General features: G+C 69.0%; 18 protein-coding genes and 1 pseudogene. 9 read left to right on the forward strand and 10 right to left on the reverse strand.

From position 1 onward, the window contains the following. Positions 1-41 precede the first annotated feature (41 nt). The 3 genes from ADBZ6K_RS15345 to ADBZ6K_RS15355 form a co-directional block, all read right to left on the reverse strand. A complete protein-coding gene (locus tag ADBZ6K_RS15345; RefSeq protein WP_526348246.1) occupies positions 42-1,829 on the reverse strand; it encodes an ArnT family glycosyltransferase in 1,788 nt (595 codons plus the stop codon). Between the two features lie 138 nt (positions 1,830-1,967). Beyond that, positions 1,968-3,557 carry a sensor histidine kinase gene (locus tag ADBZ6K_RS15350; protein WP_526348113.1) on the reverse strand — a complete coding sequence of 530 codons (1,590 nt, stop codon included), beginning with the start codon at positions 3,555-3,557 and terminating at the stop codon, positions 1,968-1,970. After that, positions 3,535-4,239 carry a response regulator transcription factor gene (locus tag ADBZ6K_RS15355; protein WP_526348248.1) on the reverse strand — a complete coding sequence of 235 codons (705 nt, stop codon included), beginning with the start codon at positions 4,237-4,239 and terminating at the stop codon, positions 3,535-3,537. Before ADBZ6K_RS15355 ends, ADBZ6K_RS15350 begins: the two co-directional genes overlap by 23 nt. Before the next feature lie 227 nt (positions 4,240-4,466). On the opposite strand from ADBZ6K_RS15355, the gene ADBZ6K_RS15360 reads away from it, so the two are divergent. Beyond that, positions 4,467-5,057 carry a hypothetical protein gene (locus tag ADBZ6K_RS15360; protein ID WP_526348115.1) on the forward strand — a complete coding sequence of 197 codons (591 nt, stop codon included), beginning with the start codon at positions 4,467-4,469 and terminating at the stop codon, positions 5,055-5,057. Between the two features lie 14 nt (positions 5,058-5,071). Here the strand turns inward: ADBZ6K_RS15360 and ADBZ6K_RS15365 are convergent, their stop codons facing one another. Continuing rightward, on the reverse strand, positions 5,072-5,314 hold the full coding sequence (locus tag ADBZ6K_RS15365; RefSeq protein WP_526348117.1) for a hypothetical protein: 243 nt from the start codon (positions 5,312-5,314) through the stop codon (positions 5,072-5,074). Between the two features lie 145 nt (positions 5,315-5,459). Further along, complete coding sequence (locus ADBZ6K_RS15370) at positions 5,460-5,723, reverse strand: hypothetical protein (RefSeq protein ID WP_526348118.1); 264 nt, start codon at positions 5,721-5,723, stop codon at positions 5,460-5,462. Between ADBZ6K_RS15370 and ADBZ6K_RS15375 the strand changes: the two genes are divergently transcribed. The 5 genes from ADBZ6K_RS15375 to oppA all read left to right on the forward strand — a co-directional run bounded on the left by ADBZ6K_RS15375 (position 5,722) and on the right by oppA (position 11,472). After that, positions 5,722-5,868, forward strand: a complete 147-nt coding sequence (locus tag ADBZ6K_RS15375; RefSeq protein WP_526348120.1) for a hypothetical protein — start codon at positions 5,722-5,724, stop codon at positions 5,866-5,868. The genes ADBZ6K_RS15370 and ADBZ6K_RS15375 overlap by 2 nt on opposite strands. A gap of 125 nt (positions 5,869-5,993) precedes the next feature. Next, positions 5,994-6,980, forward strand: coding sequence for an oligopeptide ABC transporter permease OppB (gene oppB / locus ADBZ6K_RS15380; RefSeq protein WP_526348122.1), 987 nt, complete (start codon positions 5,994-5,996; stop codon positions 6,978-6,980). A gap of 32 nt (positions 6,981-7,012) precedes the next feature. After that, complete coding sequence (oppC, locus tag ADBZ6K_RS15385; RefSeq protein ID WP_526348250.1) at positions 7,013-7,888, forward strand: oligopeptide ABC transporter permease OppC; 876 nt, start codon at positions 7,013-7,015, stop codon at positions 7,886-7,888. Continuing rightward, positions 7,885-9,741 (forward strand): oligopeptide ABC transporter ATP-binding protein OppD, encoded by a 1,857-nt coding sequence (gene oppD, locus ADBZ6K_RS15390; protein WP_526348124.1) that lies wholly within the window; start codon positions 7,885-7,887, stop codon positions 9,739-9,741. Before oppC ends, oppD begins: the two co-directional genes overlap by 4 nt. A gap of 60 nt (positions 9,742-9,801) precedes the next feature. Then, the gene (gene oppA / locus ADBZ6K_RS15395; RefSeq protein ID WP_526348126.1) at positions 9,802-11,472 is read left to right on the forward strand and encodes an oligopeptide ABC transporter substrate-binding protein OppA; all 1,671 of its coding nucleotides are present in this window, start codon (positions 9,802-9,804) and stop codon (positions 11,470-11,472) included. On the opposite strand, the gene ADBZ6K_RS15400 is transcribed toward oppA, so the two are convergent. Further along, positions 11,459-12,715: an alpha/beta fold hydrolase gene (locus tag ADBZ6K_RS15400; protein ID WP_526348128.1), complete on the reverse strand. Its 1,257-nt coding sequence runs from the start codon at positions 12,713-12,715 to the stop codon at positions 11,459-11,461. The two genes, oppA and ADBZ6K_RS15400, sit on opposite strands and share 14 nt — an antisense overlap. A gap of 133 nt (positions 12,716-12,848) precedes the next feature. On the opposite strand from ADBZ6K_RS15400, the pseudogene ADBZ6K_RS15405 reads away from it, so the two are divergent. Continuing rightward, positions 12,849-14,187 (forward strand): annotated as a pseudogene (locus tag ADBZ6K_RS15405) (FAD-dependent oxidoreductase). Positions 14,188-14,307: 120 nt separating this feature from the next. Here the strand turns inward: ADBZ6K_RS15405 and ADBZ6K_RS15410 are convergent. Together ADBZ6K_RS15410 and ADBZ6K_RS15415 are read right to left on the reverse strand one after the other, a co-directional pair. After that, on the reverse strand, positions 14,308-16,971 hold the full coding sequence (locus ADBZ6K_RS15410; RefSeq protein ID WP_526348130.1) for an AAA family ATPase: 2,664 nt from the start codon (positions 16,969-16,971) through the stop codon (positions 14,308-14,310). Further along, a complete protein-coding gene (locus ADBZ6K_RS15415) occupies positions 16,968-18,173 on the reverse strand; it encodes a metallophosphoesterase family protein (protein WP_526348132.1) in 1,206 nt (401 codons plus the stop codon). Before ADBZ6K_RS15415 ends, ADBZ6K_RS15410 begins: the two co-directional genes overlap by 4 nt. Before the next feature lie 150 nt (positions 18,174-18,323). Here ADBZ6K_RS15415 and ADBZ6K_RS15420 point away from each other — a divergent pair, with 150 nt between their 5' ends. Continuing rightward, positions 18,324-18,842 (forward strand): SixA phosphatase family protein, encoded by a 519-nt coding sequence (locus ADBZ6K_RS15420; RefSeq protein ID WP_526348134.1) that lies wholly within the window; start codon positions 18,324-18,326, stop codon positions 18,840-18,842. A gap of 83 nt (positions 18,843-18,925) precedes the next feature. Here ADBZ6K_RS15420 and ADBZ6K_RS15425 read toward each other — a convergent pair whose 3' ends face one another. Continuing rightward, on the reverse strand, positions 18,926-19,519 hold the full coding sequence (locus ADBZ6K_RS15425; RefSeq protein ID WP_526348136.1) for a DUF3558 family protein: 594 nt from the start codon (positions 19,517-19,519) through the stop codon (positions 18,926-18,928). Next, the gene (locus ADBZ6K_RS15430; RefSeq protein WP_526348252.1) at positions 19,516-20,070 is read right to left on the reverse strand and encodes a DUF3558 family protein; all 555 of its coding nucleotides are present in this window, start codon (positions 20,068-20,070) and stop codon (positions 19,516-19,518) included. The genes ADBZ6K_RS15425 and ADBZ6K_RS15430 overlap by 4 nt, the downstream gene beginning before the upstream one ends. A 153-nt stretch (positions 20,071-20,223) precedes the next feature. Between ADBZ6K_RS15430 and ADBZ6K_RS15435 the strand changes: the two genes are divergently transcribed. Then, positions 20,224-21,978 (forward strand): ABC transporter ATP-binding protein, encoded by a 1,755-nt coding sequence (locus ADBZ6K_RS15435; protein WP_526348138.1) that lies wholly within the window; start codon positions 20,224-20,226, stop codon positions 21,976-21,978. Positions 21,979-21,991 lie beyond the last annotated feature (13 nt).

Here is a 21,991-nt window from a genome sequence, read left to right on the forward strand (position 1 = left end):
CCCGCCGGGTGTGTCCTTGTTCTGCAACGGCTATGCACCGGCTATGAATTCGCCGCGGCGGCGGTCAGGTCGTAGATGACGACGCCGTCGACACTCATCGGGCGGTAGTGACCTTCGACCCATTCGGCGATGCGCGACGCTTCCTCACTGCCACCCGCGCCGCCGTGGTGACCGAACATCAGGTGGCCACGGATGAAATAGTGGATCTGCTTGCCCTGCACCAGATCCTTGAACCCGTCGAGTGTCGGGGCCGGATCGGTGCCGTTGAAACCGCCCAGTGCCATGACCGGGGCGCCGCTTGCCAATTGGTAGCCGGCGGCGTTGTTGGACCCGACCACCGCGGCGGCCCAGGTGAAGTCGTCCGCGTCGGCGGCCAGCGCCGCAATGAGCGTGGGCCCGGGCGTCGGCGCGGCGAGCAGCCCGCCGGGTCCGGAGAACATCGCGCCGCGCGACGGGCCGACCGACGGGATCGACCCGGTGTGCGCAGACGCCGCCGTCGCCAGCGAGAAGGCCGCCGGCGCGCACAGGCACGCCGCAACGGCCAGCACCGCTACGCCGCGTGCCACCGCGGCGGGCAGCCGTGCCACCACCACCAGCAATGCCGCGGCGCCCACACCCGCGACGGCCACCATCGCGGGCAGCCAGGGCAGCCAGTCGTCATGGCGGGCCAGCAGCACCACCGCGAGGATCGCGGTGACCAGCACCGTCCCGGACAGCGCTGTCGCCGCCCTGATATCGAATCTCCTGCGCCACAACAAAGGTGCGCCGATGCCTATCAGCGCGGCGATCGCGGGCGCGAGGGCCACGGTGTAGTAGGCGTGCGCGATCCCGTTCATGAAGCTGAAGACCGCACCGGTGACGACCAGCCACCCGCCCCACACGATCAATGCCGCCCTGGTCGGATCCGTGCGGGGCGCGCGGCGGGTGATCAGCAGGCCCGAAGCCAGGCAGATCAGCGCGGCGGGCAACAGCCATCCGATGTCGGCGCCCATCCCGTAGCCCAACAGCCTGCCCCATCCGGCATCGAAATTCATGTTGCCCAGCCCGCCGGGCTCGTCACCGGTGAGCCGGCCAACGCCGTTGTACGCCAACGCGAGCTCGACGATGCTGTTGTGCTGCGAGCCCCCGATGTACGGTCGCGACGCCTCCGGCCACACCTCGGCCAGCACCAGATACCACCCGCCGGCGAATACCATGACGGCCCCGGCCATCAGAGCATCGGCCGCGCGGCGCCGCAGCGGGCGCTGCCCGGCCACGAGATGGGCGGCGACGAACCCGGGCAGCACAAGGAAGGCCTGCATCATCTTGGCCAGGAAGCCGAACCCCACCGCCACCCCGGCACCGATCAACCACCAACGGCTGCTGTCCTTTTCGCAGGCCCGCTGCACGCAGTAGGCCGCCGCGACCAGCAACAGCACCAGCAGCGCGTCGGGATTGTTGAATCGGAAGATCAGCGCCGCCACGGGTGTCAGCGCGAACACCGCACCCGCCAGCATCGCCCCTCCCGGCCCGCTCACGCGGCGCACCGCGGCGTAGAGCACCGCGACCGCGGCAACCCCTTCGATGGCCTGCGGCACCAGCACACTCCACGGGTTGAGGCCGAACACCCGGACCGAGGCGGTGATGACCCACAGCGCCGCCGGGGTCTTGTCGACCGTGATGGCGTTGCCAGCGTCGCTGGAGCCGAACAGCATCGCGGTCCAGTTGTCCGCACCCGCCTGCGCAGCCGCCGAATAGAAGGCGTTGGCCCAGCCGCTGGCCGAGAGATTCCACAGGTACAGCGCAGCGGTCGCGGTGAGCAGCACCGCCAGCGAAAACCGTTCGAGCATGGCGCGACTCACCGGCACGGCAGGTGTCGTCGCCGCGCGGACGGATTCTCGAAGGGCCACCGCGGTCACGGGCTCGATCATCGCCGCGGCGGCTAGGGGCGGGATTTGTTCGTGCTGTGTCTTGGCTGTGAGTGCTCGCTACGGGAGTTCGACGACGAACTCCGTGCGGCCGGGAACGCTGTGGACGGCGATGGTGCCGCGATGCGCCTTGACCACCGCGGCGACGATGGCCAAGCCCAGGCCGGTGCTGCCACCTTTGCGGGAGCGCGATGTGTCGCCGCGGGCGAACCGCTCGAAGATCTCCGGCTGCAACCACCGCGGTATGCCGGGGCCATCGTCGGCGACCGTCAGCGCCGCTCCCCCGCCGTCGCGCACGGCCAGCGACGTCGTCACCGACGTCCCCGCCGGGGTGTGAACGCGCGCGTTGGCCAGCAGGTTCGCCAGCACCTGATGCAACCGGGCTTCGTCGCCGTCGATCATCACCGGCTCGTCGGGCAGGTCCAGCAGCCAGGCGTGGTCGGGGCTGGCGATGTGCGCGTCGCTGACGGCGTCGACCGCCAGGCGGGACAGGTCGACGGAGTCGCTCTGCAACGGTCTGCCGGTGTCGAGGCGGGCCAATAGCAGCATGTCCTCGACCAACTGGGTCATCCGTTCGGTCTCCGACTCGACCCGGCTCATCGCGTGCGCGACGTCGTCGGGCAGCTCCCGCTGTTTACGCTGCGCCAGTTCGGTGTAGCCGCGGATCGCGGCCAGCGGCGTGCGCAGTTCGTGGCTGGCGTCGGCGACGAACTGCCTGATCCGTGTTTCGCTGGCATGCCGGGCCGACAGCGCATCGGCGATGCGGTCCAGCATCCGATTGAGCGAGGTGCCGAGCTGGCCCACCTCGGTGTGCGCGCTGGCGGGGTCGACGTCGACGATCGGCGACGGCAGCCGCACCTCGCCGCGATCGAGTTCGAGGTCGGCGATCTGCCGGGCCGCCGCGGAAGCCCGTGACAGCGGCGCGAGTTGGCGACGCACGATCACGATGCCGACGGTCGCGGCCGCGACGAGCGCGACCGCTGCCACGACGATGAAGATGACCAGTACCCACCACAACGTGTCGTCGACATCGGCGGTCGGCAGTCCCGTCACGACCGTCTCGCCGGGCACCCGCGTGTGCCCGGCGATGACCCGGTAGCGGCCCAGGCCGTCCAGTTCGACGGTGGACGGGTGCGCGGACGGTGTGATGGCGGCGAGTTGAGCCGCGGCCGCTGCGCTGACCGCGGCCCGCGAGCCGTCGGCGGTGATCACCCCGGCCGTGAGCGGGACGCCATGCGCGACAACGGCACCCACGGTGCGCGTGGCCTGCCCGGGCGCGTTGAGAAACGCCGGGCCCGGCCCGCCATCACGGATGACGACCCTCGGCGGTCCCCCCGGCGGGGGCCGGTCGTCGCCGGGCGGTGACGGGAATCGTGGCACCGGCGCCATCACGGACGGAGGCAGTGGCGGGGGGCCGAAATCGAACAGCGCCACCGACCGCCTGCCCGCCTCGGCCAGCTGGTCGTCGAGCTGATTGATCAGGAAACGTTGGAGGGCGAGTTCGGTTCCCACGCCGATCGCGGCGCACACCACCGCGAGCAGCGTCACCTGCGTGGCGAGCAGCCGGGCCCGCAACGACCACGTACGCGGATGCCGGATGCCCGGCCGGGTGCTCCCAGCCCGCCCGTCAGCGGGCCGGTTTGAGGACATACCCGGCACCGCGCAAGGTGTGGATCATCGGTTCGCGGCCGCTGTCGATTTTCTTACGCAGGTAGGACACGTAGAGCTCGACGATGTTGGACCGGCCGCCGAAGTCGTAACTCCACACCCGATCGAGGATCTGCGCCTTGCTGAGCACCCGTTTGGAGTTGCGCATCATGAACCGCAGCAGCTCGAATTCCGTCGCGGTGAGCGTGATGAGGTCACCACCCCTGGTGACCTCGTGGCTGTCCTCGTCGAGCACCAGGTCCCCGACGACGATCTTGGCGCCGCCGCTCTCGGTGGTGACACCGGTGCGCCGCAACAGTGCGCGCAGCCGCAGCACCACCTCCTCGAGGCTGAACGGCTTGGCCACGTAGTCGTCTCCGCCCGCGGTCAGGCCGGCGATGCGGTCCTCGACGGAGTCCTTGGCGGTCAACAGCAGCAGCGGCAGCCCGGGGATCTGTTCGCGCAGCTTGTGCAGCACGTCCAGGCCGCTCATATCGGGCAGCATCACGTCGAGCACCACGACGTCGGGAGGGGTCTGCTTGGCCAGCGCGATCGCCGTCGTGCCGTCGCCCGCGGTGACGATCTCCCAGCCCTCATAGCGCAGCGCCATCGACACCAGCTCGGCCAGTACCGGCTCGTCATCGACGACCAACACGTTGATGGGTTTACCGTCGGCCCTGCGCATCACGGCGCGGCCCGACTCGTTCTCGTGGACGGAGTTCGCGATGGGCACGACACCATTATTCGCCCCGGCGATGGGCGGTGGCTGTGGGATTTCTATGCGCCCGCTGTGAGACATGTTTCGTCATCGCACGTCGGCTCGCATCGCCCTTCATTGCCCCTAATCGGCCCCTCATCGGCGCTGAACGGCCGCACAGCCCACGCACATGTCCGCGCTGCACAGTGTGTGCTGTGACGACATCCGAGCAGCAGCACAACACAGGCCCGTCCCCGAAACCGGTCTGGGGTTCACCGCAGCCCTCGCCGCAGCGCTGGGGCCTGCGGCAGACCGCCGCCGCCGTCGGTGTCGCGGCGGTCATCGCCGCGCTGGGCGGTGCGGCGATCTACGCCGCCGCCGACGGCTCCCGCGCGATGGGCGGGCCCGGCCAGCCCTTCGGGCCGGGCCATGCCGCACCGGGCGGGCCGGGTCAGATGGGCCCTGGCGGGCCGGGTCAAATTGGCCCTGGCGGGCCGGCGCCCGCGCCGATGATGTTCGGGGCGGGACCCGACACGCCTTCGGTGCACGGGGAGTTCGTCGTCACCGACGCCAGCGGCGGATACACGACGGTCGTGACCCAGACGGGCGCCGTGACCGCGCTGTCGACAACGTCGGTCACGGTGCGAAGCGCGGACGGCTACGTCGAGACCTACGCGATGCCCGCCGGGTCGCCCAGCGCCCCGTTCGCGGTCGGTGACCAGGTCATCGTCCGCGCCACCCGGGACGGCCAGACACCGACCATCACGAGCATCGCCACCCCCGAGCCCGCACCGGGGCAGCGCTGAGACCGGGGCACGGATCAGTGCTTGCCGTAAAAGGTCGCCTTCACCGTCGGTGATGCGACCGCGATCGGGATGACGCTGGGCGGCGTCGTCGTCGTCGCGGTCGCGCCCAGCGTCATCCCGGCGCCTTCCACGCTGACGGTCCCGTCGGTGGCCTGCTCGTGCGTCGCCACGGTGACGGCGCCCATGACCACCAAGGCGGCACCGCCGATCAATGCGGCGAGCGCTCTGGAACGGGTGCGGGTGGTTGCGTCGCTCATGCCTGGATCTCCATCCGGTTGTGACGGTGGCCCGTCACAACGGTGAGACAGACCGGGTTTGATTCAGGCGATAGTGAACGATGCCAACCTTCGGGCACCCTGGACGGCAGGTGGGAATCACCCGGCGTGACGGACGAGATCGTCCTTACTCGGCCGCTTGTTCCTCGGACGGCAGCGGCGCCGGGCCCTTGATCGCCGGAACCGCCATCTGCGTCGCCTCGACGGTCGCAGGCGCCGTGGTCGTGGTGGCCGACGAACCGATGTTCATCACATTCGACTTGGCCATCAACGCCGGATCCGACTGCTGCTCCTGGGCCAGCGCGACGCCGAACACACTCATCGACAGCACCGCACTGCCGCCGACCCCGGCGAGGATCAGCTTGACGTTCTTCTTGATATTCGTGGCCATGGTGTTTGTGATCCTGGTGTTTGTGATCCTGGTGTTTGAAATCGTGGTGTTTGTTGACATCGTGGACAGCCTCCAATTTCCGGTCGCTGTTCGTGTTTCTCGGACAAAACCGCAGGTAACTTCAGGGAACGCCGCGAATCTGTGAACGTTCTGAACCACCGTTGAGAGTTGACTTGCCGAAGCGCCTGCGGCGCGCCCAGCCCGTCCGGCGGCTCCATGTGCGGCGATCTCTTAACCTGTGCGCATGTCAGGTGCGACGGCGGCGACCCAATGATCCGCTTCCTCGCGCGCCGGCTGCTCAATTACGCCGTCCTGCTGGCGCTGGCGTCCTTCCTGACGTTCACCCTGGCTTCGGCGACGTTCTCCCCTCTCGACAGCCTCGAGCAGCGCAATCCCCGGCCACCGCAGGCGGCGATCGACGCCAAGGCGGCCGAGTTGGACCTGGACAAGCCCATTCCCCTTCGCTACGCCCATTGGCTGGGCGGCGCCGTCCGCGGTGACTTCGGCACCACGATCACCGGTCAGCCGGTTTCCGAGCAGCTGTGGCGGCGCATCGGGGTGAGTATGCGGCTGGTGGTCCTCGGTGCGGTGCTCGGCACCGTGATCGGCGTGGTGGTGGGCGCATGGAGTGCCGTCAGGCAGTATCGGCTCGCCGATCGGGTGATCACGCTGTTGTCGTTGCTGGTGCTCAGCGCCCCGACGTTCGTCATCGCCAACCTGCTGATCCTGGCCGCGCTGAACGTCAACTCGGTGCTGGGGGTTCGGCTGTTCGAGTACACCGGCGAGACCTCGCCGGACGTGGCAGGCGGCGCGTCGGGGTTCGGGCACGAGTTCGTCGACCGCGTGCAACACCTGATCCTGCCGACGCTGACGCTGGCGCTGGGATCGATCGCCGGATACAGCCGCTACCAACGCAATGCGATGCTCGACGTGCTCGGGCAGGACTTCATCCGCACCGCGCGGGCCAAGGGACTCACCCGGCGCCAGGCCCTGTTCAAGCACGGTCTGCGGACGGCACTGATCCCGATGGCCACCCTGTTCGCCTACAGCGTCGGCGGACTGGTCACCGGGGCGGTGTTCACCGAGAAGATCTTCGGCTGGCACGGCATCGGTGAATGGTTCGTGCAGGGCATCGCCGCCCAGGACACCAACATCGTCGTTGCCATCACGGTGTTCACCGGCGCGGCCATCCTGTTCGCGGGGTTGCTGTCCGACGTCATCTACGCCGCTCTCGACCCCCGGGTCAGGGCGCGATGAGTGAACCCGTGACGGTCAGGTCGGGAGTGGACGTGCACACCTTCGCGTCGCGGCGCACGCTGGTGTTCCGCAGGTTCCTGCGCAACCGGCCCGCTGTGGTGTCGCTGATCCTGCTGGTGGTGATGTTCGTCGGCTGCTACGCGCTGCCGCCGGTGTTGCCGTACGACTACACCGATCTGGACTACACCGCCCTGCAACAACCGCCCAGCACCGGGCATTGGTTCGGCACCAACTCGCTGGGTCAGGACCTGCTTGCCCAGACGCTGCGTGGCATGCAGAAGTCGCTGCTGATCGGGGTCTGCGTGGCGTTCATCTCCACGACCATCGCCGCGGCCGTCGGGGCGATCGCCGGCTACTTCGGCGGCTGGCGTGACCGCGCGCTGATGTGGATCGTCGACCTGATGCTCGTGGTGCCCGGCTTCCTGCTGATCGCGATCGTCACACCCCGCACCAAACAGTCCGGAACTGTGTTCTGGTTGATCCTGCTGCTGGCCGGATTCAGCTGGATGATCAGTTCCCGCATCGTGCGCGGTATGACGATGAGTCTGCGCGATCGCGAGTTCGTGGTGGCGGCGCGGTACATGGGCGTGAGCAACACGCGAATCATCGTGCGCCACATCGTGCCCAACGTCGCCTCGATACTCATCATCGACACCGCGCTCAACGTCGGAATCGCGGTGCTCGCCGAAACCAGTTTGAGCTTCCTCGGTTTCGGTGTGCAGCGCCCCGACGTGTCGCTGGGCACACTCATCGCCGACGGCACCCCGTCGGTGGCCACGTTTCCGTGGGTGTTCCTCTTTCCTGCCGGTGTGCTGGTGCTGATCGTGTTGTGCGCCAACCTCGTCGGCGACGGGCTTCGCGACGCACTCGATCCCGGGGCGAGGCCGCTGAGGAAGGCGCGCAGATGAGTCTGCTCGCGGTCTCGGGCCTCACGGTGAGCTTTCCGACCGACACCGAACGGGTGGCGGCGGTGCGCGGCATGGACTTTCACGTCGACACCGGCGAGGTGGTCGCGCTGGTCGGCGAATCCGGCGCAGGCAAGTCGGCCACCGCGATGGCGGTGGCCGGGCTGCTGCCGGAGTTCGCGGAGGTGTCCGGGTCGGTGCGGTTGCACGGGCGGGAACTGCTCGGGCTCTCCGACAGGGAGATGTCCGGGATTCGCGGCGCGACGATCGGGACGGTCTTCCAGGACCCGATGTCGGCGCTCACCCCGGTCTATACCGTCGGCGACCAGATCGCCGAGGCCCTGGAAATCCACCAGCGGGACCTTGGCAAACGGGCTGGCAAACCGGCTGGCAAACGGGCTGGCAAACGGTCCGCCCAGGCGCGGGCGGTCGAGTTGCTCGAACTGGTCGGCATCGCCCAGCCGGAGCGGCGGGCCCGGTCGTTCCCGCACGAGTTGTCCGGCGGCGAGCGCCAGCGTGTCGTCATCGCCATCGCCATCGCCAACGATCCCGACCTGCTGATCTGCGACGAGCCGACCACCGCGCTCGACGTCACGGTGCAGGCGCAGATCCTCGACGTGCTGCGCACCGCCCGCGACGTGACCGGTGCGGGGGTGCTGATCATCACCCACGACCTCGGCGTGGTCGCCGAGTTCGCGGACCGCGCCCTGGTCATGTACGCGGGCGCGGCGGTGGAGACAGCGCCGGTCACCGGCCTTTACCGCGACCGCAGGATGCCCTATACGGTCGGACTGCTCGGCTCGGTGCCGCGTCTGGACGCCCGCCAGGGCTCGCGGCTGGTGCCGATCCCCGGCGCACCGCCGTCGCTGGCCGCGCTGTCCCCCGGCTGCCCGTTCGCCCCGCGCTGCCCGCTGGTGATCGACGAATGCCGTTCGGCCGAACCGGAATTGGTGGATGTGGCGGCCGACCACACTGCCGCGTGCATCCGCACCGACGAGGTCGCGGGCCGCAGCGCCGCCGACATCTACGGGGTGTCCACGGAACCTGCCCGGTCCGCCCCGCCCGCCGACGCGCCGGTGGTGCTGCGGGTGCGCGATCTGGTCAAGACGTACCGGCTGATGAAGGGTGTGGTGTTCCGCAGGCAGGTCGGCGAGGTACGCGCCGTCGACTCGATCAGCTTCGAGCTGCACGAGGGCCGCACACTGGGCATCGTCGGCGAGTCCGGTTCGGGCAAGTCGACGACCCTGCATCAGGTGCTCGAACTCGCGGCGCCGCAGTCGGGTTCGATCGAGGTGCTCGGCGCCGACGTTGCGACGCTGGACAGCCGCGCCAAGCGGGCGCTGCGCGGTGACCTGCAGGTGGTGTTCCAGGATCCGGTCGCCTCGCTGGACCCGCGCCTTCCGGTGTTCGACGTGCTCGCCGAACCCCTGCTGGCCAACGGCCACGTCCGGACCGACATCACCGGGCGGGTGGCCGAGCTGCTGACCCTCGTCGGGCTGCGGCACCAGGACGCCGCCCGCTATCCCGGCGAGTTCTCCGGTGGGCAGAAGCAGCGCATCGGCATCGCGCGAGCGCTGGCCCTGCGACCCAGGATCCTGGCGCTCGACGAACCCGTGTCCGCGCTCGACGTCTCCATCCAGGCGGGCATCATCAACCTGCTGCTCGACCTGCAGGAGCGCTTCGGGCTGTCCTATCTGTTCGTCTCGCACGACCTTTCGGTGGTCCGGCACCTCGCCCACGATGTGGCGGTCATGTACAAGGGCTCGATCGTCGAGCAGGGCAAGGCCGACGAGGTGTTCACACAGCCGCGCCACGAGTACACCCGCAGGCTGCTGGCCGCGGTCCCCCAGCCGTGACTTCGGTGTTGCGTCGCGGCTCCCCACCCGACGGCCGACTCGGCGTTAGAGTCTCTCCGCATGACGATGCGACGCCTCGCCGCGGCCGGCCTGATCGCCGTGCTCGCACTCGCCGGCTGCTCGGCCGGCAATCAGGAGGTCCCATCCGCCGGCGGTACCGCGCAGGTCGGGACCACCAACGACATCAACCCGCAGGACCCGGCCAACCTGCAGCAGGGGGGCAATCTGCGGCTCGCGTTGCCGGCGTTTCCCGACAACTTCAACACGCTGCATCTCGACGGCAACGAGGGAACGTTGAAGGCGATGCTGCGGGCGACGCTGCCGCGCGCCTTCCGCGTCGCCCCTGACGGATCGACGACGGTCAACACCGACTACTTCACCGATGTCGAGTTGACCGGCACCGACCCTCAGCAAATCACCTACACCATCAACCCGGCGGCGGTGTGGTCCGACGGCACCCCGATCACATGGGAGGACCTGGCCTCGCAGATCAACGCCACCAGCGGCAAGGATCCCGCGTACATCATCGCCAGCTCCGCGGGCAGCGAACGGGTGGGGTCGGTCACCCGCGGCGTCGACGACCGCCAGGCCGTCATCACCTTCGCCAAGCCGTACACCGACTGGCAGGGCATGTTCGCGGGCAACGAAGTGCTGCAGCCCAAGTCGATGACGCAGAACCCGGAGATCTTCAACACCGGGCAGCTCAACGGTCCCGGACCGTCCGCGGGGCCGTTCGTCGTTTCGGGGCTGGACCGGACCGCGCAGCGCATCGTGCTGACCCGCAACCCGAAGTGGTGGGGCACCACGCCACTGCTGGACAGCATCACCTACTCCGTGTTGGACGACGCGGCGCGGGTGCCCGCGCTTCAGAATGATGCGCTGGACGCGACCGGCGTCGCGACCCTCGACGAGTTGACGATCGCGCGCAATACCCCCGGCATCTCGATCCGGCGCACACCCTCGGCGTCGTGGTATCACCTCACGTTCAACGGCGCACCCGGCTCGATCCTCGAAGACAAGGCGCTGCGCCTTGCGGTCGCAAAGGGCATTAACCGGCAGGCCATCGTCGACGTCAGCCAGCGAGGGCTCACCGACAATCCGGTCCCGCTGAACAATCACATCTTCGTCGCCGGACAGCAGGGCTACCAGGACAACAGCGCCGTCGTGGCCTTCGACCCCGAAAAGGCCGCGGCCGAACTCGATGCGCTCGGCTGGCGGCTCAACGGCCAGTTCCGCGAAAAGGACGGCCGCCAGCTGGTGATCCGCAACGTGCTCTACGAATCGCTGCCGACGCGGCAGATCGGCCAGGTCGCGCAGGAGAACCTGGCCAAGATCGGGGTGAAGCTGGAACTGGAGGCCAAGCCGGGCACCGGGTTCTTCAAGGACTGGGTCACCGTCGGGAACTTCGACATCACCCAGTTCGCGTGGTCGGGTGACGCGTTCTCCCTGTGCTGCCTGACCCAGATCTATACCACCAACGCGCAGAGCAACTTCGGCAAGATCAGCAGCCCGGAGATCGACGCCAAGGTGGACGAGGTGCTCGACGAACTGGATCCCGAGAAGGCGCGCGCGCTGGCAAACGAGGTCGACAAGCTGATCTGGGCCGAGGGTTTCAGCTTGCCGCTGTTCCAGACGCCGGGCAATGTGGCGGTGCGCAGCACCCTGGCCAACTTCGGGCCCGCCGGGCTGGGCGATCTGGACTACACCAAGATCGGCTTCATGAAGCCGTGACGCGGTTGAGCATGCGGGGAATGGCCGAGGGCAATGCCGACTCGACCGCGGCGGCCGCCGAAATCGCCGTTACCAGAACGCGAATGGCCGCACTGCCCGGCAGGGTGTCGAGTTCGGATGCGACGTCGGGCAGGCGATGGGCGGTGCCGGTGCGCACCGCGTCGATCACCGCGAACGCCGCCTTCTCCCTGGTGTCCAGCGCGCTGTGCCCGGCGGTGGGCAGCCGCAGCAACACTGCGTCGGGAATCAGCGCGGCGACGCGCTCGGCCACCGCTGTCGGAGTGGTGAGGTCCCTGCCGCCGGAGATGACCACGGTCGGCCAGGCGAACCGCGGCATCTCGGCGAGCAGATCGTAGGGTTCGGCCTCGAAAGCCGTCTCGTGCTGCGCCATGTCGTGCACGGCCAAGGCGGGGTCGAGCGGTAGCCCGTCCGGCACGCCGGCATAGTCCAACTCGCGGAAGGCAATTCGGGACACCAGATCGGCCTCGTTGCGGTACGGCACCGTACGCAGCGACATCGCGTCGAGGCGGCGAAGCCCCCACCACAACAACATCCGCCGCCGCAGCAGCAGGTCGACCTGCCTGCCGAGTAATCGGGCCCCGCCGTAGCCGTACACCATGGTGGCGGTGTGGCCGGCGGCGCTGCCCAGCACACCCTCGTCCACCAGGCGGCGGATCTTGGGCGCCAGTTCGGCGGTCTGGGGGTCGTCACCCTCCAACAGCGCACCGCGAATCGCCATGCGCACCGCATCGATGTCGTCACTGGACAGCAGCGGCGAATCGAGCACCATAGCGCGCACCCGGCCCGGGTGCCGCACCCCGACGCCGGCGGCGACATAGCTGCCGTAGGACGTGCCGTAGATGTCCGCGGTGCCGACTCCGGCGTCGTCGAGGACGGCGGCAACGTCGTTGACGACCTGATCGAGGGTGAGCGCTTCGGGCGGCAGGTCGGCGCCGGAGTCGGTGTGGCGGGACAACCCGACGCCGCGGTGCTCGACCATGATCACGTCAACACCCTTGGCAACACCCTTGGCACCGGCTCGGCGCCGCATTCCGCGGTACTGCTGGATCGACGCCACGCCAGGGCCGCCCGGAATGATCACCACCGGGTGGGTGGTTTGCGGGCCGCTGCGCACATAGAACAGGTCGAACCGCTCGTCCGCGCCAGGGGTGATCGGGCGACGCACCGACCGCACGCCGGGCAACCCCACGAGCTTGTCGTGTATGCGCTTGTTCGCTGTCATCGCCCTACATTGTGCCCGCCGGTTGAGTGCCGCCGTGATGACCGGATTGCGCTGTGACGCAGGTCTCCCGACGTAGACGACCGCATGGGGACCCTCGAAATTAGGCTTACCTAAGCTAAACAGGAGGTAGTGCATGCGGCGCATCCGGGTCGCCATCATCGGTGCGGGTCCGGCGGGTATCTACGCCGCCGACGTCCTCACCAAGGAGTACGACGGTGCGCGGGTCGACATCTTCGACCAGCTGCCCGCCCCGTACGGACTGGTGCGCGACGGGGTCGCGCCGGACCATCCGCGCATCAAGGAGATCATCAAGGCGCTGCAGCGAGTGCTGAGTCGCGACGAGATCAGGTTCATCGGCAACGTCCGCTATGGGTTCGACATCAAACTGTCCTGCGGCACTTCTACGACGCCGTCGTCTTCTGCACCGGCGCGAGGTCCGACCGCGCGCTGGAGATACCCGGGATCGATCTGCCGGGCAGCCATGGCGCCGCCGACTTCGTCTCGTGGTACGACGGTCACCCCGATGCGCCGAGGGACTGGCCACTGACGGCCAAGAACGTCGCGGTGCTCGGAGCGGGCAACGTGGCGCTCGACATAGCCAGGATGCTGGCAAAACCCGCCGTCGAGCAACTCACCACCGAGATCCCGGGCAACGTGTACCGCGGCCTTACGCTCAACGAGGCCACCGACGTACACGTCTTCGCCCGCCGTGGCCCCGCTCAGATCAAGTTCACCCCGATGGAGTTTCGCGAACTCTCTCATTCCCCGAGTGTCGACGTCATCGTGCACCCCCGAGGGTTTCGAGATCGACGCGGCAAGCCAGCGGGAGATCAACTCCAACAAGTCGACACGGCTGGTGGTCGACACCCTGATGCGGTACCTGCAGCGCGAACCCACCGGTGCGCCACACCGCATCCACATCCACCTGTGCCAGGCCCCCGTCGCCATCCTCGGAGCCGACCGCGTCACGGGGTTGCGGACCGAGCGCACCGAGCTCATGGGCGACGGAAATGTCCGCAGCACTGGCGAATTCACCGAATGGCCGGTGCAGGCGGTGTACCGGGCGGTCGGGTATCTGTCCTCGCACCTGGCGGGACCTGCCGTTCGATCACCACGCCGGCGTGGTCCCCAGCGACGGCGGACGCGTCCTCGACATCGACGGCGTCATCATCGAAGCCACCTACGTCAGCGGGTGGGTCAAGCGCGGCCCCGTCGGACTGATCGGGCACACCAAATCCGACGCGGCGGAGACGATCGCGAACCTGCTGGACGACCTGCCGAACATTCCGCCGCCGGAGGACGGGAACCCCGACGCGATCCTGGCGCACCTGTCGAGCAACGGCGTCGACTACACCAGCTGGCGGGAATGGCAGCGCCTCGACGCGCACGAGATCGCGCTCGGTGAAGCGCAGGGCCGCGAACGCAGGGTCGTCCCCCGCGAGGAGATGATCGCCGCCGGCCGGGACGAGTGATCGGTCGCGGGGTCTGGCTTCCGTTCGCGGAGTGGGTTTTCCGTTCGCGAGCGTGCGTATTCTTCCGCCCTACACGGCGTGTCGCGCAACAAACACGCACGCTCGCGAGCGCGGGGCGGGTCAGGCCGTCAGCACGACATGGTGGGCCGCGCCGACCCCGGCGTAGCGCTGCGGACTGCACGTCAGCACGATGACCTGGCCGTCGCCGCCGACCATGTCGAACACCGCGCCCATCCTGATCAACCGGTCCGGATCGGTGAAGCCCAGCGCATCGTCGATCACGATGGGAACTCCGTCCTCCTTGGCGACCAGCGCCGCCCCCGCCAGCCGCGCCACGATGCCCAACTGCTCCTTGGCGCCGCCGGACAGCGAATCGTAGGGGACGGTGCGACCCGCCAACGTGCGGGTGCAGATCCGCAGTCTGCTGTCGACCTCCACCTCGAAGGTGTCGCCGAACACGATGCGGCCCAACCGTTCCACCTCGCCGCGGAACGGCTCGGCGTACCGTGCACGGGTGGCGTCACGATGCCTCACCACCACCTCGCGGAGCATTTCGGCCGCCCTGGCCCGGCGCTGCACCCGCTGGTGCTCCGATTCGGCGTGTTCGCGTTCGGTCTCTGCGGCATCGAGCTGGCCCTTGCGACCCTGAGTGCCGTACACCTTGAGCTGAGTGCTCGCCTCGCGCAACGCCTCTGCGGTTTCGTCGTGGCGGGCGGCGACCGCGTCGACACGGCGCACGGCGTGGTCCAGCGCTGCGGCCACCGTGTCGGGGGCTGCCGCCGCCAACTGACCGCCGAGTTCGGCGATGCGTGCGGTGGCACGGCGGTTCTCGTCCCCGTCGGCCTGCGCGGTGACGGCCAGCTGATCGTCGCTGACGGCGTCGCGCCGAACCGCGAGGCGGTCCACGCAGGCGGTCAGTTCCGCGCGGGCGACCGCCAGCTTCTCGCGCAGAACACTGGCGTGTGTCGTGCTCTCCCCCAGCCGGTTCGCGGCGGCAGCGGCGACCTTGCGATGCGTCTCGGCGTCGGTCAGCGCCTGGCGGTGGGCGCTCACCGCGGCGTCCAGTTCGGCGCGGGCGGCGGCGGGATCCGCGGGTCCGGTGGCCCCGATCTCGAAGAGAGCGCCATCGCCGGGACTATCGCCGGGAACGTCGCCGGGGAGGTCGCGAGCCAGCTCGACCAGCCGCGCCCGCAGCTGCTCGACGGTGTCCTCGGCTACGAGGGCGACGAGCGTGGCCCTGGTGCGGTCCCGGGCCGCCGCCAGCTCGCGGCGGCGCCCGTCGACGGCACGCGCGGCGGCGACGTCGGACACCCGTCCCGCCTCCAGCGCCGTGGTCAGGATCTGTTGCGCCGCCTGCAGTTCGGCACGCCTGTCCAGTGCAGGTACGCCCGGAAGCACCCGCGCGGTCAGCACGCCGGGCAGCTCGACATCCATGGGCGCGGCCGTGCTGTCCGACCACACCGTGCCCGCAGTCAGCGGGAGCGACTCACCTGCGATGCGCACCTCGACGTCAGCGGAGGCGATAAGTTCGATCCGCACCGACGCCGCGTCGAGCCGGCCGGTTGCGCGCTCCACGGCCGCCGCGGCATCCTCGATCGCGCGCATCGACGCGTCGGTGAGCGCGATGCCCGCCAACTCGGTCTCGGCGCGTTCCAGCTCGCGGCGGGCCCCGTCGATCTTGGCGAGCCTGCCCACCAGCCGGTCGGCCTCGTCTCGCAGCGCCAGCCGCTCCACGTGCAGGCGCGCCGCGTCGACCCGGGCCTGGCCCGATTCCACGGTCGCGCGCGCGGATTCGGCGATCGCGTCGGCTTCCCCGTGCACCTCCCGTGCGGTCGCTTCCGCCTCCGCGGCTTCCGCCGCGGTCGCCGCCAGCGCGGACACCGCCACGGTGCGCTCCTCGATGTCGGCACGAAGTCGGCGCCGCTCGGTCAGCGCCGCGACCGCCGCGGCGTGCTTGGCCGCGGCGGCCGCGGCGACGACCTCGGCCTCCTTGAGCTGACCGGTCAGCTGCGCCACGACTTCGGCGTCCGCCCGGGCCCCGGCGAGCAGAAGCCGGACCTCATCGCGCTCGCCGGTCAGCACGGCCAATTCGGCGGTGAGCACCGAATGCCTGCGGACCGCGTCGTCCACCTCGGAGACGAGGGTGGCGCAGCGGGCCACCTCGTCGTCGGCGTTCCGCAATCGCCTGACCGCCGCCGCCCACTCCCCTGTCGGCCTGCCGGTGGGTGTGAAGTATCGCTGGTACTCGGCATCGATGCGATCGATCAGCAGCGGTTCGGCCCCCGACAACTGGGCCGCCTGCCCGGCGGCGACGTCCAGGGCCCGCGACAGCGCGTCTGATCCGGACAGGTCGACCGCCGCAGTGGGGGCGGACTGCAGGACCCGCTGCGCATGCCACAGGTCGACGTCCACGGTCTCGGCCAGGATCGCGCGCACCCGGTCGTGGGCCTCGTCGCCGCTCAGCTCGTGACGGCGAGGAGCCAACACCGTCAGGTGGGTCTCGAAGCGCTTGTGGAACCGCTTGCGGTAGATGAATCGATAAGCGCCGGTGGAGATTTCAGCGGTGATCTCGGAGCCGACGTCGGCGTGCGTCGGCTTGACCTGCTTCACCTCCTTCTTCGTCGACCTGTCCCTGGCGTCGAACAGCAGGTCAAGGGCTTCGATCATCGACGACTTGCCGATCTCGTTGGCGCCGCTGATCACCACGACGCCACGGTCGGGAAACTCGATCTCGCGGTGGGAGATGCCGCGGTAGTTGGTGAGGGTCAGCCGGTGGAGTTTCACGCGACGCCCCTGTCCGGGCGTCTGTCCGGGCCCCTGTCCTCGACGCGGTCCGTCCTGCCGTCGCCCCTCTCCACCAGGCGTAGCAGCAGCGCCAGCGCGGCACGGGCGTCGTCGGCATCCTCGCCATCGGAGCGGGCGGTGCGGACGAGTTCGTCGACCGCCGAAGCGGCGAACCCACCGATTCCCAGGTCGTCGAATTCGCCGTCGGCCGGGATGACAGCGATGTCGGTGTGGCGGCCCCATGAGGTCAACGCACCGAACAGCCGCGCGTAGCGATCGATGCATGCGTCCAGCGTCGCCTTGTCGGTGACGGTCAGCGATCCGCTCAGGGCCAGCCGCACCACGGTGCGCTCCTTGTGCGGCAGACAGTCGAGATTCACGTCCAGGTCGGCGACGTCGCGGCTGCCGTCGACATCCCGGCGCAACGTGATGAACCGCCACAAACCGACCTTGCGAGCATCGACACCGACCGCGCGGCACGGGTCGGCCTCGTCGATGTCCACCACCAGCACGTGACCCGGGTCGGGTTCGACGTCGTCGTAGTTGGTCACTTCCGGTGACCCGGAATACCAGACCCGTCCGGTCGACCCCACCTCGGTGCGAGAATGCTTGTCCCCCAACGCCACATAATGGATCGCCCCGCGCGCCAGGGCCGCCTCGACCCGGGCCAGGCCGATGAGCGATGGCTTGTTCTGATCGGGATCGAGCACGTCCACGCCCCCGTGGGCGACGACGATCCGGGTCACGCCGTCGGCGGGGAGGTCATCGATGGCATCGCCGAGGAGATCACGGGTGGGCGCCTTGGACCGCCACGGCGCCGCCACCAGCTGCACACCGGGCCGAACCTCGCAGATGCCCGCGCTGTCGAGAACCCGGATGTTGTCGGGGCATTCGGCCAGGAACAACGCGCTGGTGTACACCGAGGACGCGTCGAGCGGGTCGTGGTTGCCGGGCAGGAGGTAGACAGGAACGCCGATGCCGCGGATGGCCTCCAGCGCCGTGCTGACGTCGCGGGGGGCGAGTTGGTTGTGCTCGAACACGTCACCGGACACCACGACGAACTCGGCGCCGACCTCGGCGGCCAGCGGCCCGAGGCGGGCCACGGCGTCGCGGCGTGCGGCCGAATACCGCGGCTGCGCTTCACCGTTGAGGAAGTGCCGGGTCATGCCGAGCTGCCAGTCGGCGGTGTGGATGAATCGCATGTCGGCCCCTTCCTCTCGTGTCTCTCGTGTCTCTCGTGTCCTGGTGGTCGGGCAAGGCGAGTGTAGGTCGGGGCGCCGACAAGACCTGGGAAGCGCCTCGGCCCGCCGAAACGCGATTGCCCCCGATGGCCATGGCCTAGCGTGAACCCCGTGAGCGACGACTACCGGACCCTGTTGTTGATGCGGCACGCCAAATCCGACTACCCGCCGGGGGTTGTCGATCACGAACGGCCGCTCGCGCCGCGAGGCATCAGGGAGGCGGGCCTGGCGGGCGACTGGCTACGCGTGCATATGGCCCCGATCGACGCCGTGATGTGCTCGACGGCGACGCGAACCCGCCAGACGCTGGCACGCACAGGCATAGAGGCCCCCACCGAGTTCGTCGACCGCCTCTACGACGCCACCCCGGGCACCGTCCTCGACGAGATCAATGCCGTGCCGTCACGATTCGACCCCGGCGTGCGCACGCTGCTGGTGATCGGTCACGAGCCGGCCATGTCGAATGTGGCGCTCGGCCTGGCCGACGCGGAGAGCAGCGACAGGACGGCGGCCGACGACATCCTGGCCAAGTACCCCACCTCGGCGATCGCCGTGCTGCGCACCGCGGAGCCGTGGGCCGAGCTCACCGTCAACAGCGCCGCACTGGTCGCCTTCCATGTACCTCGATAATCCCGCCGAGCAGACGCAAAAGCACCCCAAATCCCTGGCTTTCAGGGCAGTTTGCGTCTGCTCGCAAGGGGAACTGGCACAAGTCAGGAGCTGGTGGCCAGCGTCAGCTCCATCAGCTTGATCGCCATCCCGCAGCCGTCGATGCCCGGCGCCTGGGGATTGACCCACCAGCCCACGACACCGGCCGCGTCGCTGGCCACCCCGCACGCCCCGTTCGGGTCGTTCGGGCGCATCACGATCGACGGGACGCCGGCGATCGACCGGTTCTCGATCTGGTATTCGAGCCGCTGCGCCGTCTCGCGTTCGTTGTCCAGGCTGCCCTGCTCGAACCAAAACCGGGTGATATCGACCAGCCCGGCCGGATTGGCCGCCTGCCAGCGGCACACGGCGCCCACGAACGTGCTCTGGATGTCGAGCGGGTCGGCGCCGACGGTCTCGGCGAGGATGTCCTCGGTGAGGACCTCACACTCCTTGAGCAGGTTCGGGTACTGGCGCTCGGAGTCGTCGTTGCGCGGCACGTCCCCGGAACCCGCCAGCGCGGGCGTGCCCTCGACGGTGCGGGTACACCCCACCAACCCGAGCAGCGCCGTCACGACGGTCAGTGCCGCGGCCGTGCCCGTGACCAGGCGGCGGCCGGGTCTGAGGCTGTTTCGATGGCCGGACCGAACGCGGGTCATTTCGAGTTCACGATCGACTGGCGGGTGAGCTCGGTGGCCACATCGCACGGGTTGGGGAACGGTTTCTGCACGTAGCTGACCGACCATTCGATGAAGTCGTCGTCGAACTGAATGCCGATCTCGCACAGGTTGGCGCCCAGCGTCGGATCCTCACCGATGGCGATGAAGCCGCTGTGGCCTTCGATGGTGATGTCCTCCACGCTCGCCCGGGAAAGCTGCTCGGTCTTGCGTTCCCGCCCGATTGGGCTGCCCCGGAACCAGGTGAACGAGAAGTGCGGGCCCAGGATGCTGCCGCCGACGAGCCACTGGCAACCGACCGATGTCGTAGCGGTGTTCATCAGCCCGTTGACCTCGGTCAGTTGCCCGACCACCTGATCGCTGATGCCGCCGCACTGCGGGAAGAACGGCCCGTGCGTGATGTTCTGCGGGGCAGGCGTGGTCGGCGCGGTGCCGGGCCCCGGCGAGTCTGAACTCGAGCACGCGGCAAACACCGGGGCGATCGCTGCGGCCAGCGCGGCGACGGCCCTTATATTGCGGGTGTTGCGGGGCATGCGGCTCGCGCACGTGCTTGCGGTCACGCCATGCACTGTAGCGGCAGCGCTACGGTGCAACCACCGACATGCCGATTGACCTGCGATTTCGATATCGTCTACGCCCCCGTGGGTCACATCGAAGCTGTCGGGGGTGTATGCGACAGTAGCGGAATGCTGGTGGCACTGCTGCGGGAATTCGTGCGGCCATATCGTTGGCTGCTCGCCGTCGTGGCGGTATTGCAGGTGATCAGCACACTGGCCTCGCTGTACCTGCCGACCATCAACGCCGCCATCATCGATGACGGTGTGGCGCAGGGCGATACCGCCACCATCGTCGAACTGGGCATGCTGATGCTTGCGGTGACCGCCGTGCAGGTGCTGTGCGCAGTCGGTGCCGTCTACTTCGGCTCACGCGCGGGCATGGGATTCGGCCACGACCTTCGCGCCGCGATCTTTCACCACGTCACGGGCTTCTCCGCCGAGGAGGCGGCCCGCTTCGGCGCCCCGTCCCTGCTCACCCGCACCACCAACGACGTCGGCCAGATCCAGCTGCTGGTGCAGCTGACCTGCACGGTGCTCGTCACCGCGCCGATCATGTCGGTCGGCGGCATCGCGATGGCGGTGCATCAGGACGCAGGGCTGTCGTGGCTGCTTCTCGTCAGCGTGCCCGTCCTCGCGGTGTCGAACTATTGGCTGGTGTCGCATCTGCTACCCGTCTTCCGCGACATGCAACGACTCATCGACAACGTCAACCGGGTGATGCGCGACCAGCTTTCCGGTATCCGGGTCATCCGCGCGTTCGCCAGGGAACCCGTCGAGATCGCCCGCTTCGACCGGGCCAACAGGAAGCTGTCCGACACCGCGTTGACGGCGGGACGCTGGCAGGCGCTGCTGCTACCGGTGACCACGCTGGTGATCAACGTGTCAAGCGTCGCGCTGATCTGGTTCGGCGGCGTGCGCATCGACGCCGGCCACATGCAGGTGGGATCGCTGATCGCCTTCCTGTCCTACTTCATGCAGATCCTGATGGCCGTGTTGATGGCCACCTTCATGCTGATCATCTTCCCCAGGGCGTCGGTATGCGCCGAACGCATCACCGAGGTGCTGCAGACCACCCCGGCGATCGGCAGCCCGGCCCGCCCGGTGCGGCCCGAGCGGGTCACGGGGATGGTCCGCCTCGACGCGGTCGGCTTCAGCTATCCCGGCGCGGATCGCCCCGTCCTGCAGGATGTTTCGCTTACGGCGCGACCGGGCACCACCACCGCGGTGGTCGGCTCGACAGGGTCGGGAAAGTCCACGTTGATCGCGCTGATCTCGCGGTTGTACGACGCGACCGCGGGGTCGGTCCGGGTGGACGGCGTCGACGTCCGTGACTACGAGCCCGACGAACTCTGGTCGAAGATCGGGCTGGTACCCCAGCGCGGCTACCTGTTCACCGGCACCGTCGCCGACAATCTGCGCTACGGAAAGGCCGACGCCAGCGAGGACGAGATGTGGCAGGCGCTGCGCACCGCTGCCGCCGACGACTTCGTGGCGGCTCACCCCGACGGTCTGACCATGCGCGTTGCCCAGGGCGGCATGAACTTCTCCGGCGGCCAGCGCCAACGGCTGGCCATCGCCCGCGCGGTGATCCGCAGGCCCGCGATCTTCCTGTTCGACGACGCCTTCTCCGCGCTCGACGTGCACACCGACGCGCGGGTGCGCGCAGCGTTGAGTGACATCACCGCCGACGCCACCGTCATCATCGTCGCCCAGCGCATCAGCACCATCGCGCGCGCCGAGCAGATCATCGTCATCGACGACGGCGCTGTCGTCGGCACCGGAACCCACGACGACCTCATCGCCGACTGCCCGGCCTACGCCGAACTGGCCGACTCCCAGGCGATCGGGGCCGGCGTCGGCGGGCCCCGGGGGGATCGGGCATGACCGGGGATCGGGC

The sequence above is a fragment of the Mycobacterium sp. genome, assembly GCF_044223235.1.
Lineage (GTDB): Bacteria > Actinomycetota > Actinomycetes > Mycobacteriales > Mycobacteriaceae > Mycobacterium.

Bases quoted from the DNA above. Each gene is read 5' to 3' on its own strand.
- ADBZ6K_RS15365 (WP_526348117.1), bottom strand. From the start codon at position 5,314: ATGAGCGACGCAACCACCCGCACCCGTTCCAGAGCGCTCGCCGCATTG.
- ADBZ6K_RS15345 (WP_526348246.1), bottom strand. From the start codon at position 1,829: ATGCTCGAACGGTTTTCGCTGGCGGTGCTGCTCACCGCGACCGCTGCG.
- ADBZ6K_RS15350 (WP_526348113.1), bottom strand. From the start codon at position 3,557: ATGTCCTCAAACCGGCCCGCTGACGGGCGGGCTGGGAGCACCCGGCCG.
- ADBZ6K_RS15425 (WP_526348136.1), bottom strand. From the start codon at position 19,519: ATGACCCGCGTTCGGTCCGGCCATCGAAACAGCCTCAGACCCGGCCGC.
- ADBZ6K_RS15430 (WP_526348252.1), bottom strand. From the start codon at position 20,070: ATGCCCCGCAACACCCGCAATATAAGGGCCGTCGCCGCGCTGGCCGCA.
- ADBZ6K_RS15415 (WP_526348132.1), bottom strand. From the start codon at position 18,173: ATGCGATTCATCCACACCGCCGACTGGCAGCTCGGCATGACCCGGCAC.
- oppB (WP_526348122.1), top strand. From the start codon at position 5,994: ATGATCCGCTTCCTCGCGCGCCGGCTGCTCAATTACGCCGTCCTGCTG.
- ADBZ6K_RS15400 (WP_526348128.1), bottom strand. From the start codon at position 12,715: ATGACAGCGAACAAGCGCATACACGACAAGCTCGTGGGGTTGCCCGGC.
- ADBZ6K_RS15355 (WP_526348248.1), bottom strand. From the start codon at position 4,239: ATGCGCAGGGCCGACGGTAAACCCATCAACGTGTTGGTCGTCGATGAC.
- ADBZ6K_RS15370 (WP_526348118.1), bottom strand. From the start codon at position 5,723: ATGGCCACGAATATCAAGAAGAACGTCAAGCTGATCCTCGCCGGGGTC.
- oppA (WP_526348126.1), top strand. From the start codon at position 9,802: ATGACGATGCGACGCCTCGCCGCGGCCGGCCTGATCGCCGTGCTCGCA.
- oppD (WP_526348124.1), top strand. From the start codon at position 7,885: ATGAGTCTGCTCGCGGTCTCGGGCCTCACGGTGAGCTTTCCGACCGAC.
- ADBZ6K_RS15435 (WP_526348138.1), top strand. From the start codon at position 20,224: ATGCTGGTGGCACTGCTGCGGGAATTCGTGCGGCCATATCGTTGGCTG.
- ADBZ6K_RS15375 (WP_526348120.1), top strand. From the start codon at position 5,722: ATGGTGTTTGTGATCCTGGTGTTTGTGATCCTGGTGTTTGAAATCGTG.